This is a genomic window from Nocardioides sp. NPDC058538 (assembly GCF_042719275.1).
Taxonomy (GTDB): domain Bacteria; phylum Actinomycetota; class Actinomycetes; order Propionibacteriales; family Nocardioidaceae; genus Nocardioides.
In genome coordinates this window covers 60,163-72,647 of record NZ_JBHXNY010000013.1, presented here as the reverse complement: position 1 = coordinate 72,647, position 12,485 = coordinate 60,163, and the positions used below count along the sequence as shown (strand labels likewise).

Genomic DNA, 12,485 nt, shown 5'->3' with positions numbered 1-12,485 from the left:
AACACCGGGGCCGTTCTCAGTAGCGACTCAGCGAGGGGTGGCAAGGTAGGGGTGTGAACAGCCCTGCCACCCCCCGTGATGGGTCCGGCGACAGCACCGGCGACAAGCCGCACGTGCTGGTCGTCGACGACGACAAGGCCGTGCGTGAGTCGCTGCGCCGGTCGTTGGAGTTCAACGGCTACGTGGTCGCCCTGGCCGGCGACGGCGCCGAGGCGCTTGCCGGCATCGCCAACCACGACCCCGATGTGGTCGTGATGGACGTGATGATGCCCCGCCTCGACGGCATCGAGGCAACCAAGGCGCTCCGCGCCGCCGGCAACGACGTACCGATCCTGGTGCTGACCGCCCGCGACGCCGTCGGCGACCGGGTCGACGGTCTGGACGCCGGGGCCGACGACTACCTCACCAAGCCGTTCGCGCTCGAGGAGCTGCTGGCCCGCCTGCGCGCGCTGCTGCGCCGGGCGGCTCCGGTCGGCGAGGACGACGAGGAGACGCTGCACTTCGCCGACCTGTCCATGAACACCACCACCCGCGAGGTGACCCGGGGCGAGCGCGCCATCGAGCTCACCCGCACCGAGTTCACGCTTTTGGAGATGTTCCTGCGCCGGCCCCGCCGCGTACTCGATCGGTCCTTCATCCTCGAAGAGGTCTGGGGCTACGACTTCCCGACGACCGCCAACTCGCTCGAGGTCTACGTCGGCTACCTGCGCCGCAAGACCGAGGCCGAGGGCGAGACCCGGCTGATCCACACCGTACGCGGCATCGGCTACGTCCTGAAGGAGTCGTGAGCAGCGCCGTGACCACGCCGGCAGCCAGCTCGCGCTACCGCGGCTCTCTGGCGGGCCGGGTCACCCTGCTGACGACCCTTGCGGTCGCCGGCTCGATCACGCTGATCGCGATCGGGCTCTACTTCGTCGTACGCATCCAGCTGCAGGCCAACATGGACGAGTCGCTGCTCAAGCGGGCCACCTCCGCTGCGGCCAACACCGCGTCGATCCAGGACGCACGAACAGGCGCGGCCTTCCCGACCTGGGTGCTCAACGCCGGCGACATCCAGGTCGCCGAGGTCGACGACTCGCACAACTACTGGTCACCGACGCTCGGCACGTTTCCACGGCCCGGCATTCCGGAAGAAGCGGTGGCCAAGCGCGAGGCCAAGCAGTCGGTCCGTACGGTCTCCACCAAGGCGGGCGTCTTCCGGGTCGTCACCGTCCCGATCCCCGACAGCAACTCGGCGCTGATGCTGGCGCAGTCGCTGGGGCCACAGCAGGAGATGTACAAACGGCTCGGGCTCGTCGTGCTCTTCTTCGGTGCGGCCGGGGTCGTCGCCGCGGCGTTCGCCGGATGGGTCGTCGCAGCGGGCGGGCTGCGGCCGGTGAGGCGGCTGACCGCCTCGGTCGACCGGATCGCGACCACCGAGGACCTCACCCCGCTCCCGGTCGAGGGCGACGACGAGATCGCCCGGCTGGCCACGTCGTTCAACCGGATGCTGTCCGCCGTCTCCGCCTCCCGGGACCGGCAGCGACAGCTGGTGGCCGACGCCTCGCACGAACTGCGTACGCCGCTGACATCGCTCCGCACCAACGTCGAGCTCCTCACCCAGGCCGACGCCTCGATCTCCGGCGAGCAGCGGGCCGAGCTCCTCGGAGACATCCGCGCCCAGATCGAGGAGCTCACCAACCTGATCGGCGACCTCGTCGAGCTGGCCCGCGATGCGCCGGCCGAGCCGACGCTGGAGACGGTGGACATGTCCGAGGTGGTGGACCGGGCACTCTCCCGGGTGCGTCTGCGTGCCCCGTCGGTGACCTTCACCGAGGAGACGGCCCCGTGGTGGGTCATGGGCGACGCCAGCTCACTGGAACGTGCGGTCACCAATCTCCTCGACAACGCCGCCAAGTGGTCGCCGGAGTCGGGCACGGTCCACGTCTCGCTCCGCGACGGCGTGCTCAACGTCGACGACGAGGGTCCGGGCATCGCCGAGGACGACATCCCCTACGTCTTCGACCGGTTCTACCGATCCACCGAGGCCCGCTCGATGCCTGGGTCGGGGCTCGGCCTCGCTATCGTCCGGCAGGTCGCCGAGCGCACCGGCGGATCGGTCTCCGCGGCCCGATCCCCGCACGGTGGCGCACGGATGACCATGCACCTGCCCGGCTCGACCTCACCCCGGCCGACCGAACCGCCCACCGCGGTGTTGAACAATTGAGGGTTGAAGCATTGAGATACGCCGTACTGGCGCCCGCTGTGGTGGCGCTGCTCTCCGTCGCTGCCTGTGGAGCCGAGGAGCCCGCCGATTCGTCGGCGTCCGCCTCCGCATCATCCCCGGAGCATGCCTCCAAGGAGACGTTCAACCCGTGTGACGGGCTCGACATCTCCCCCGTGGAGAAGGCCCTCGGCACCCAGCTCCGCATCGAGAAGGGCACCTCGGCGGCACCCCGCTGCGCATTGCTTCCCGAGGAGTCGGGTGGGACTGCGTACGAACTGAACTACCTGCCCTTCAAGGGCACCCTCGCGGACGCGTGGAAGACCATGGACGTGAAGTCCGGGGATGTCAGCGAGCCCGGGATCGAGGGTGCTGAGGACGCCCGGCTCGTCAAGCAACAGGGCGTGAACTCGTACGCCGTCACCGGCTTCGTCCAGAACGGCACCCTGATCCAGAGCTTCAACTCCGTCGACCTGGAGCCCTACGACGGCGACGCCATGGACCGTGCCGCCCAGGCCCTCCTCGAGCAGCTGAGCGCCAACGCGCCGTAGCCGAGACGTCACGCGCGTCGGTCGAGACGTCACGCGCGTCGGTCGAGACGTCACGCGCGTCGGTCGAGATGGCGTACGCATGCCAACTCGGCCGACCGGAGCGACGCTTCGGCCGACGCTGGCGACTTCTCGGCTAGTGCTTCTTCGTCTCGCGCCAGGAGCGCTCGAAGGGGAGGCGCCAGGCGTGGGGGGCGATCAGCTGGTGGATCGAGTTGGGACCCCAGGAGCCGGGGGCGTAGAGGCGCACGGGCGGAGGGTTGTCGATGAGCGGCTGGGAGATCTCCCAGAGCGTCTCGATGCCCTCTGCGGTGGTGAAGAGCGTGTGGTCGCCACGCATGGCGTCGTGGATGAGGCGTTCGTACGCCTCGAGGACGCCGGTCGAGGAGCTCGTCTCCTGGGTGGCGAACTGCATGGAGAGCTTCTCCAGCTTCATGCCCGGCCCGGGGCGCTTGCCGTAGAACGACAGCGACATCTTCGACTGGTCGGCGAGGTCGAAGGTGAGGTGGTCGGGACCTTGGGTGCCGGCACCGGAGTTGGCCGGGAACATCGTCAGCGGCGGCTCCTTGAACGCGATCGAGATGATCCGCGCACCCTCGGCCAGCTTCTTGCCGGTGCGCAGGAAGAACGGCACACCCGCCCATCGCCAGTTGTCGATGATCACCTTCATCGCGATGAAGGTCTCGGTGTCGGAGTCGTCGGCGACCTCGTTCTTGCCGCGGTAGCCGGAGTATTGACCACGCACCACGTTGCGCGGGTCCAGCGGCTGGATCGACCGGAAGACCTTGTTCTTCTCCTCGCCGATCGGGTCGGGGGCAAGCGAGGTCGGCGGCTCCATCGCCATGAACGCCAGCACCTGCATCAGGTGGGTCACGACCATGTCGCGGTAGGCGCCGGTGCTCTCGTAGAACGCGGTGCGTCCCTCCAGACCCAGCGTCTCGGGGATGTCGATCTGGACGTGGTCGATGAAGTTGCGGTTCCAGATCGGCTCGAAGAGTCCGTTGGCGAAGCGGAAGGCCAGGATGTTCTGCGCGGCCTCCTTGCCGAGGAAGTGGTCGATCCGGAAGATCTGCTCCTCGGAGAAGACCTCGTGGATCTTCGCGTTGAGATCCTTGGCCGACTCGAGGTCGGTGCCGAAGGGCTTCTCCATGATGATCCGGGCGCGCTCGACGAGGTCGGCCTCCTCGAGCTGGCGGATCACGTCCTGCGCGGCCTTGGGCGGGACGCTGAGGTAGTGGAGGCGGCGTACGTCGCTGCCGAGCCCCTGGAGCTTCTTCTCGGCGAGCTTGACCGCGTCGGCGAGCGCGTGCGGGCCCTCCTTGGTCGAGACGTAGGAGAGCATCCCTCCGAACGCCTCCCAGCGCTCGTCGGTGATGTCGCCCTTGCCGAACTCCTCGCACGCCTCGCGAGCGAACTCGGTGAACTGCTCGTCGGACATGTCCTCCAGTGACGTACCGACGATCTGGGCGTCCGTCATCAGCCCGGCCTCGTTGAGTCTGAGCAGGCCAGGAAGGAGTTTGCGGCGCGCCAGATCACCCGTCGCACCGAAGAGCACGATCACATGTGGCAGGGCTTTGTCATCGATGGTGGCCATGATGAGTCCACGGTAGTCCTCGTTTTATGAACGATCCAATAGACAACGGCCGCCGTCTCAACGTGTCGCCGTCTTTTCACCCGTTTGATCATCTGCCGAGGGAGGCACGCACCCGATCGGCCTTCAGACGTGCCTCGGCAGCCTCCTCGGCGACATCGGATCTGACCGTGATCCCGCCACCCGTGCCGATCCGCCAGGTGTGGGTGTCGTGGGTCGTCAGGGTCCGGATGATGACGCCCAGATCGGCCCGCCCGTCGCCGGAGATCCAGCCGAAAGCACCGGCGTACGCCGCCCTCGGCCCGCCCAGATCACGCTCGGCCCGCTCGATGACCTCCATCGTGCGCAGCTTGGGCGCGCCGGTCATCGACCCGGCTGGGAAGAGCCTGCGGAGCGCCTCGATCGTGGTGATCTCGTCCCGCAGGCGGCCTCTGACCGTACTGACCAGCTGATGCACGCTCGGATAGGACTCGACTCGCATCAGGTGGGGCACCTCCACCGTCCCGGGCTCGCAGACCATCGCCAGGTCGTTGCGGAGCAGGTCGGTGATCATCAGGTTCTCGCTGCGGAGCTTGGGATTGGTACGCAGCAGGTCGGCGTTGGCCGCGTCCTCCGCGGCGTCTGCGCCGCGCGGGGTCGTGCCCTTGATCGGTCTCGTCTCGATCACTCGGTCGGCGTCGATCAGGGCGTACCTCTCCGGGCTCGAGCTCAGCAGCCACGCCGCGTGGCCGGCCACGTCGTGCTGGAGGAACCCTGCGTACGGGGCGGGGTTGATGCTCCTCAGCCGCAGGTAGGTCTCCACCGGGTCGGCCTCGACCTCGTCCGTGGTGCGGTAGGTCAGGTTGGCCTCGTAGGTGTCGCCGGCCCGAAGAGCTTCCTGAACCTGGTCGAAGGCGGCGCGGTAGGCGGATAGTCGGGGATCAAACGGTCGGTTACCCGCGGGTAGAGCGACCGTTCGATCCCCGACTACCCCGAGCGGATGTTCAAAGAGACGGACGTGGGACGGGCGCATCCACACCGCGTCCGGGATGTCCACCGAGGGGGCGGCGGGGAGATCAGTACGGCAGGCGTAGCCGAGGTAGCCGAACCACTGCTCCCCGGGCCCGATCTCACCTTCCAGGACCTGCCAGATGTCGTCGCCGACCACCTCGGAGCGACCGCCGGCATGACGCAGCACCTCGCGACGAGCAGCGGAGTAGGTCAGCGAGACGTCGTCGTCCTCCAGCCAGCCGATCAGCGACCGCGTGCCGGACCACTCGCGCGCGCCGCCGCCGTCCAGCCAGACGCAGCGCGGGTGTGCGGCGGCGACCTCGGCGAAGAGGTCCTCGACGCTCATCGTGCCCCCGGCCGGCCCAAGAAGTTCGCGACCATCGCCGCACCGTGCTCCGAAAGCACCGACTCCGGGTGGAACTGGACGCCCTCCAGCGGCAGCAGCCGATGACGTACGCCCATCACGACCCCGTCCTCGGAACGGGCAGTCACCTCCAGGACATCGGGGATCGAGACGGCCGCCAGGGAGTGGTAGCGGACGGCCTCGAGCGGTGACGGGATGCCTGCGAAGACCCCGCGACCGTCATGAGCCACCTGAGCCACCTCACCGTGCGCAGGCTCGATCCGGTCGACGACGCCACCGTAGGCGGTCACCAGCCCCTGCATCCCCAGGCAGACGCCGAGGACTGGCCGCCCCGCGTCCAGGAGTACGTTCCGCCCGACCGCGAAGTCCGCCGGATCGGCCGGGTGGCCGGGCCCGGGCGAGAGGACCACATGGCTGTAGCCGGAGAGGTCCCCGAGCTTCACCTCGTCGTGCTCCACGACATCCGGAAGGGCCCCGGTGACCTGCGCAATCATGTGGACGAGGCTCCACACGTAGGAGTCGTGGTGGTCGACCACGACGATCTTCATCACTGGGCCAAAAGATCGCTGATGACGTCGTGGATGAGGTCGTAGCCGCGCTCGGTGAGGACCGACTCCGCGTGGAACTGGATGCCGGCGTAGTGCGGACCGGAGATGGCGTGGATGTCACCCGACTCGGGATCGGCATCCACCGACACCCCCGCGGGCAGCTCCGTGGAGCCCACTCGCCCGACGAAGGTGTTGTAGAAGCCGACCCGCTCACGACGTGGCCGCCCGCCGAACCCAAGACCCACGCGGGTCTGGGTGCCCTGGAAGACGATGTCCTTGTAGTGCAGCCCGATCCCGAGCTGGTGGCACAGCGCCTGGTGGCCGAGGCAGACCGCCAGGAACGGCTGCTCGGTCTCGAGCAGCGACGCGACCGCGGCGCGCAGCTTGGCCATCTTCGGATCAGTTCCGTCGCGCGGGTCGCCCGGTCCGGGCCCGACGATGACGAGATCAGCACCCGCGAAGGCGCCGTCCTCGTAGTCCTCGTGCCGCACGACCGACGAGGTCATGCCGAGCACCCGGAGGACGTGGCGCAGCATGCGTACGAAGTCGTCCTCGCCATCGAGGATCACCGCGTGCTTGCCGGCGAGGTGGGCCGAGGGTTCCTCGTCGCCCTGGTCGGTGAGCCAGAACGATGACAGCCGGCGGTTGCGGGCGGCCAGGGTCAGCAGCAGGTCCTCGTCGTTGACCAGCTCGGAGACGTCCTGGGCGAGCGCGGGCGCGGCCGGCACCAGTCCGAAGGCCGACAGGATCCCGCCGGCCTTGGCGTGCGTCTCGGCGACCTCGTACGTGGGATCGGAGTCGCGCACCAATGTCGCGCCGGCGCTCACCTTCAGGCGGCCGTCGACAGACACGTCCGCCGTGCGGATCACGATCGGCGAATCGACCGTCGGCGCACCGGACTCGTCACGGCCGAGCAGCGCGAGGGCGGCGCCGTAGTAGCCACGGCCCTCCGGCTCGTACTTCTTGATCAGCCTGCACGCGTTCTCCACCGGCGAGCCGGTGACGGTGGCGGCGTACATCGTGTCGCGCAGAATCTCGCGCGGGTCGCGGGCCGAGCGGCCGGCGAGGAGATACTCGGTGTGGATCAGCCGCGACATCGGCTTCAGGAACGGCCCGAGCACCTGGCCGCCCTGGTCGCAGATGTCGCACATCATCTTGAGCTCCTCGTCGACCACCATGAAGAGCTCGTAGACCTCCTTCTGATCGGTCAGGAAGTCGGTCAGCTGCCCCTTGAGATCGTGCGCGATCTTCTCCGGCGTTCCCTCGAGATCGCGCGGCAGCCGGAACGTGCCGGAGATCGGGTTCATCCGGACGTCGCCGCCGTGGACGCTCACGTGCCGCTCCGGCGAGGCGCCGATGAGGTAGCGGTCGCCGGTGAAGAAGCAGTAGGTCCAGTACGCCCCGCGCTCGCGCTCCAGAAGACGACGCAGCACGGTGAGCGCGCGGTCGTGGTTCCAGTCGTCGAGCTGGGCACGATAGTGGCGGCCGATCACGAAGTTGGCGCCCTCGCCCTGGCCGATCTCGTCCTCGATGACGGTCTTGACCAGGTCGGCGTAGGTGTCGTCGTCCACGTCGAACCCGCCGCGGTCCACGAACTCCACGGGGACGTCGGGAAGCGCCTCGATCACCTCGGCGACGGAGAACTCCCACTCGCGCTCCACGTCGACGACCACCAGCGGGGTGCCGTCGTCGTGGGCCTCGAAGCCCCGTTCGCTCACCTGTCGGAACGGCACCGCGAGCAGTCGGTCGGCCACCTTTCCCGGCTCCGGGGCGCCCTCCTCGAGAGGTACGTCGAGCAGCGACTCGACCACGGACCGCGTGCCCGCCAGCATGCCGACCGTGTCGCGGTCACCCGCTCGCGACGAGCGCCGGATGATCGCCCACGCCTCGTGCCCCGTGATCTCCTCGATCGCGGTCTTGGCAGGCGTCTGGGTCGTCATGGGATGAGCCTAATCCGCACGCTCGCGCCTGACCCATTCGATTCGGATGGTGAAAGCGAGTCCCCATGCAACCCCGCGCCACCCCTGAGCCGTTGACAGTGCGTGAGACGTTCCCAAGACGCCGAATTCGAGGCCTTCGTACGCCGCCACCGAGCACCGCTCGTCGGCACTGCCCGGCTGCTGACCGCCGGCGACGCCCACCTGGCCGAGGACCTGGTCCAGACGACCTTGGTCAAGGTCTATCTGGCCTGGGGACGGGCGTCGCAGCACCCCGCTGCGTACGCTCGCCGGACCCTGGTCAACTGCCTGATCGACCACCGCAGGCGCCCGTTCTTCCGGCGGGAGCAGGGGGCGGTCTCGCTGCCCGAGGCGCCGGTCGAGGATCCGGCGATGGTCGATCCCGAGCTGGTCTCGGCGCTGGCCCAGATCCCACCCCGGCAGCGCGCGGCCGTCGTGCTCCGGCACGTCCACGACCTCTCGGTCGAGGAGGTCGCCGATGCGCTCAGCTGCTCGACCGGAACCGTGAAGTCCCAGACCGCACGCGGCCTGGACAAGCTCCGGGCGCTGCTCACCCCCACCCAACTGACAGGAGACTCCCGATGAACGACGTGATCGACCGCCTCGCCCGCCTGACCCCGCCCTCGGCGACCACGGGGGATGCCGCCCCCGACCTCCGCCGTGGCCAGAGGGCGCTCTCCCGGCGCCGGATCAAGCGCGCCGTCCTCGGCGGCGCCGCCCTGACCCTCGCGGTCGGCGGCGCCTTCGGCGGCATCGCGCTGACCTCCGACAACGGGGGCGCGCCGACGGTCCAGGCCGCCGACAACGTACGCCTCGTCGACTACAACGGGACCCAGATGCCTGGCTACACCGTGGCGAAGGTACCCGAGGGGTTCGTGCTGCAGGGATCCGACCAGTTCGTCCTCGCCGTCGCCCGCCCCGACGACAAGTCCTCCATCAGCGACTTCCAAGAGAAGATCGTGGTCACCCTCGAGGCGAGCACGTCCGGCGCCGACGACTCGGCGAACACCACCGTAAACGGCTGGCCCGCCACCCTCATCACGACGCCCGACGGCGCCACGATGCTCAAGTACGCCTACCGCGACTTCACCGTCGTCATCCAGATGTGGAACACCATCCACCTCACCGACGAGCAGCTCGTCGAGTTCGCGGAGGGCGTCGAGGTCACCCCCGACGCCAGGCCCTCCGTCGGCTGACCACTGCCGCGGCCCGCTACGTCAGTTGACGGCACCTTGTGAACGATTCACAAGGTGCCGTCAACTGGTGTAGCAAACGACGTACGGCCCGGGCCCGTCGCTAGGCTCCGCACGTGGGTGTCAACGATCTGAGCAACGACGACTTCGAGCGGCTCTATGGCCCGTGGGCAAGCCGCACCCCGGCCGACGTCGCTGCGCTCTTCGCGGGTTATCCAGGCACCTGGTGGATCGCGGGCGGTTGGGCGATCGAGGCATTCACCGGCGTGCGTCGTGACCACGAGGACATCGACACCTGTGTGCTCCGCAGCGAGCTCGCCGTGCTGCGCAAGCAGCTGGCGGGGCGCTTCGACGTATGGGCGGCCGGCACCACGGCGCTGCGTCCGCTACTCCCGGACGACGATCCCGACGGCGCTGCGGACGATGTCCTCTGGGAGACCGAGGGCCAGATCTGGACGCGGCGGAGCGCTCAGGATCCATGGGAGCACGACCTGCTGCTCAACCCGGGCACGGCCGATGCGTGGGTCTATCGGCGTGAGGATTCGATCCGGATGCCGATGTCCGAGGCGGTCTGGGAGCGCGACGGGATCCGTTATCTCCAGCCCGAGATCCAGCTCCTCTACAAGGCCCCAGGGCTTCGCGCCAAGGACCAGCTCGACTTCGACAACACCGTGCCGCTGCTCGACGACCGGCGACGCCGCTGGCTGCGGCGCGCGCTCGAGCAGACCTTGCCCGACCACCCCTGGATCACAGCCCTCTAGCCCCGCCAGCCATCGCCGAGTCGGCGATGGCTGACGCGCCGACTCGACCTTCGATCGGTCAGTTTGCGCCGACTCGGCGATCGGTCGTCAGGAGACGGTGGTCAGCAGCTGGGTCGCTCGGGTCAGGACGACGTAGAGCGTGGCGCGGCCGGTCGCCGACTCGCGTTCGATCTCGTCGGGGCTGACCACGACGATGCCGTCGAACTCGAGGCCCTTGGTGTCCAGGCCGGTGAGGACGACGATGCGGTCCTCGCCGGAGGGCACCGAGGTCGGATCGGCGGCAGCGGCAGCAGCCGAAGGAGCGCCGTCCGCGAACTCCGACCAGGACGCGAGCCACGAGTTGACCTCGGAGCGGCGCGCGACCGGGACCACGACGCCGACGGTGCCGCTGACCTGCGACGCGATCTCGCCGACCGCCTCCCGGGTGGCCTTCTCCAGGTCGACCGCGTGCTCGATGACCCGCGGCTCGACGCCGGTCGAGCGGACCGCGGTGGGCAGGTCGGCGTTGAGCCCGACCCGCTCGGCATAGGCGGCCGCGAAGTCGTAGATCTCGGCCGAGTTGCGGTAGTTCGTGGACAGGTGGAACGCGTGGACGGGCTTGCCCTCGAGCGCCTTGGCCCGGGCGGCCTCGGCCTCCTCCGCCACCGGCCACGAGGACTGGGCGGGGTCGCCGACGATGGTCCACGAGGCCGTACGTCCCCGGCGACCGACCATCCGCCACTGCATCGGCGTCAGGTCCTGGGCCTCGTCGATGAGGATGTGGGCGAACGGGTCGTCGTCGATCCGGTACGTCGGCGGGCGCCAGCCACGACCCGAGGAGAACTCGCGGTCGGAGGCGGTCATCAGCTCGGCGATGTCGATGCCGCTCTGGTCGGCGTCGCGCTCGTCGGCGACCTGCTCGGGGATGTCGCCGATCGCGTAGCGGAGCTCATCGAGCAGCGGAATGTCCTCGATGGCCAGGTCGGCGTCGGTCAGGCCGCGGCCGGCCCACGACTTGAGGAGCAGCTGCTGCTCGTCGTGAGTCAGGACACCCTCGGAGACGCGGGCGAGGAACTCCGGCTCGCGGAGCCAGCCGAGCACCTCGCGCGCCTCCAGCGCCGGCCACCAGGCAGCGGCGAACTCGAGGAAGGCGGGGTTGTCGAGCATCTCGTCGTTGAAGACCTCGCGACCGCGCTCGCGGCCGCGCTCACCGCGTACCTGCCGCCAGAGGATGTCGAGAAGCATCTGAGGTACGCGACGCAGCTGCTGGTTGCGCCGGCCCTGGCTCATCAGCTGACGCCGCAGCTCACCGAGCCGCTTGCCATCCAGGCGCAGCGAGTCGTCGCGGTAGAAGACCTTGAACTCGCGCGGGGATCCCGGCGCCTGCTGGCGCGACGCGCGACGCAGCACCTCGGCCATCCGGACCGAGCCCTTCACGTCGGCGACCGCGGGGTCGTTGTGCCAGGTCGCGCGTACGCCGTCCACGACCTCACCCAGCGAACGCAGCGCCACCGCGGTCTCGCCGAGGCTCGGCAGGACACGCTCGATGTAGCGCATGAAGACGCCCGACGGGCCGACGATCAGCACGCCGCCGGACTCGTAGCGGCGACGCTCGGTGTAGAGCAGGTAGGCGGCGCGGTGGAGTGCCACCACGGTCTTGCCGACGCCGGGACCACCGGAGATCGTCGTGACGCCCTTGCCCGGCGCACGGATGGCCTTGTCCTGCTCGGCCTGGATGGTCGCGACGATGGAGTGCATCGTGCGGTCGCGGGCACGGCTGAGCTGGGCGATCAGCGCGCCCTCGCCGACGATCGGCAGGTCGGCACCGGAGCGCTCCAGAGCCTCGGCGTCGAGCAGCTCGTCCTCGACACCGATGACGCTCTGCCCCTCGGACCGGAGCACCCGCCGGCGGATCACCGACCGCGGCTCCACAGCCGTGGCCTGGTAGAACACCGCGGCCGCCGGCGCCCGCCAGTCGATCAGCAGCGAGTCACGCTGCGCGTCGCGCAGACCGATGCGGCCGACGTAGCGCGGCTCGGTGTCGACCGACGGGTCGAGGTCGAGGCGGCCGAAGACCAGCCCCTCGTGAGCGGCATCGAGCTGTGCGATGCGGCGCGCCGCCTGGAAGGCGAACGCGTCGCGCTCGACCAGACCGCCCTCATGCCCCAGGGCCCCACGTTCGCGGCCCTCGTTGGCCAGCTCGTGCGCAGCGCGCGCCGACTCTCCCAGCTGGAGGTAGACACGATCTACGAACCCCTGCTCCTGAGCGATCTCGCGCTCAGCCAGCTTGTCGTTCAACTGGATGTTCCCCCGTCACAAAGATCCACACCCGCCGTGCGCCCCCCATGGC

The 12,485-nt window shown here is 69.2% G+C and carries 11 protein-coding genes; 6 read left to right on the top strand and 5 right to left on the bottom strand.

What is annotated here, in order from left to right:
• Window positions 1-113: 113 nt before the first annotated feature.
• From ACFWQC_RS14105 to ACFWQC_RS14095, 3 genes are read left to right on the top strand one after another with little or no spacing between them, the layout of a single operon-like run.
• Window positions 114-788: a response regulator transcription factor gene (locus ACFWQC_RS14105; RefSeq protein ID WP_378678843.1), complete on the top strand. Its 675-nt coding sequence runs from the start codon at window positions 114-116 to the stop codon at window positions 786-788.
• Window positions 785-2,206 (top strand): sensor histidine kinase, encoded by a 1,422-nt coding sequence (locus ACFWQC_RS14100; protein WP_378678685.1) that lies wholly within the window; start codon window positions 785-787, stop codon window positions 2,204-2,206. The genes ACFWQC_RS14105 and ACFWQC_RS14100 overlap by 4 nt, the downstream gene beginning before the upstream one ends.
• Before the next feature lie 11 nt (window positions 2,207-2,217).
• Window positions 2,218-2,754 carry a hypothetical protein gene (locus tag ACFWQC_RS14095; protein ID WP_378678682.1) on the top strand — a complete coding sequence of 179 codons (537 nt, stop codon included), beginning with the start codon at window positions 2,218-2,220 and terminating at the stop codon, window positions 2,752-2,754.
• A gap of 133 nt (window positions 2,755-2,887) precedes the next feature.
• Here ACFWQC_RS14095 and zwf read toward each other — a convergent pair whose 3' ends face one another.
• From zwf to ACFWQC_RS14075, 4 genes are all read right to left on the bottom strand, one after another.
• Window positions 2,888-4,345, bottom strand: a complete 1,458-nt coding sequence (zwf, locus tag ACFWQC_RS14090) for a glucose-6-phosphate dehydrogenase (protein WP_378678680.1) — start codon at window positions 4,343-4,345, stop codon at window positions 2,888-2,890.
• Between the two features lie 88 nt (window positions 4,346-4,433).
• On the bottom strand, window positions 4,434-5,678 hold the full coding sequence (locus ACFWQC_RS14085; protein ID WP_378678677.1) for an anthranilate synthase component I family protein: 1,245 nt from the start codon (window positions 5,676-5,678) through the stop codon (window positions 4,434-4,436).
• Window positions 5,675-6,244 carry an anthranilate synthase component II gene (locus tag ACFWQC_RS14080; protein ID WP_378678674.1) on the bottom strand — a complete coding sequence of 190 codons (570 nt, stop codon included), beginning with the start codon at window positions 6,242-6,244 and terminating at the stop codon, window positions 5,675-5,677. The genes ACFWQC_RS14085 and ACFWQC_RS14080 overlap by 4 nt, the downstream gene beginning before the upstream one ends.
• Window positions 6,244-8,184, bottom strand: coding sequence for an anthranilate synthase family protein (locus ACFWQC_RS14075; RefSeq protein ID WP_378678671.1), 1,941 nt, complete (start codon window positions 8,182-8,184; stop codon window positions 6,244-6,246). The genes ACFWQC_RS14080 and ACFWQC_RS14075 overlap by 1 nt, the downstream gene beginning before the upstream one ends.
• A gap of 102 nt (window positions 8,185-8,286) precedes the next feature.
• Between ACFWQC_RS14075 and ACFWQC_RS14070 the strand changes: the two genes are divergently transcribed.
• From ACFWQC_RS14070 to ACFWQC_RS14060, 3 genes are all read left to right on the top strand, one after another.
• Window positions 8,287-8,787: a SigE family RNA polymerase sigma factor gene (locus ACFWQC_RS14070; protein ID WP_378678668.1), complete on the top strand. Its 501-nt coding sequence runs from the start codon at window positions 8,287-8,289 to the stop codon at window positions 8,785-8,787.
• The gene (locus ACFWQC_RS14065; RefSeq protein ID WP_378678666.1) at window positions 8,784-9,398 is read left to right on the top strand and encodes a hypothetical protein; all 615 of its coding nucleotides are present in this window, start codon (window positions 8,784-8,786) and stop codon (window positions 9,396-9,398) included. Before ACFWQC_RS14070 ends, ACFWQC_RS14065 begins: the two co-directional genes overlap by 4 nt.
• A 113-nt stretch (window positions 9,399-9,511) precedes the next feature.
• Complete coding sequence (locus ACFWQC_RS14060) at window positions 9,512-10,156, top strand: nucleotidyltransferase domain-containing protein (protein WP_378678663.1); 645 nt, start codon at window positions 9,512-9,514, stop codon at window positions 10,154-10,156.
• 87 nt (window positions 10,157-10,243) lie between these two features.
• On the opposite strand, the gene ACFWQC_RS14055 is transcribed toward ACFWQC_RS14060, so the two are convergent.
• Window positions 10,244-12,433 (bottom strand): HelD family protein, encoded by a 2,190-nt coding sequence (locus tag ACFWQC_RS14055; RefSeq protein ID WP_378678660.1) that lies wholly within the window; start codon window positions 12,431-12,433, stop codon window positions 10,244-10,246.
• Window positions 12,434-12,485: the final 52 nt, after the last annotated feature.

What these genes read in the sequence shown, in the direction of transcription:
- ACFWQC_RS14075 (WP_378678671.1), bottom strand. Translation starts at nt 8,184, where the DNA reads ATGACGACCCAGACGCCTGCCAAGACCGCGATCGAGGAGATCACGGGG.
- ACFWQC_RS14080 (WP_378678674.1), bottom strand. Translation starts at nt 6,244, where the DNA reads ATGAAGATCGTCGTGGTCGACCACCACGACTCCTACGTGTGGAGCCTC.
- ACFWQC_RS14065 (WP_378678666.1), top strand. Translation starts at nt 8,784, where the DNA reads ATGAACGACGTGATCGACCGCCTCGCCCGCCTGACCCCGCCCTCGGCG.
- ACFWQC_RS14085 (WP_378678677.1), bottom strand. Translation starts at nt 5,678, where the DNA reads ATGAGCGTCGAGGACCTCTTCGCCGAGGTCGCCGCCGCACACCCGCGC.
- zwf (WP_378678680.1), bottom strand. Translation starts at nt 4,345, where the DNA reads ATGGCCACCATCGATGACAAAGCCCTGCCACATGTGATCGTGCTCTTC.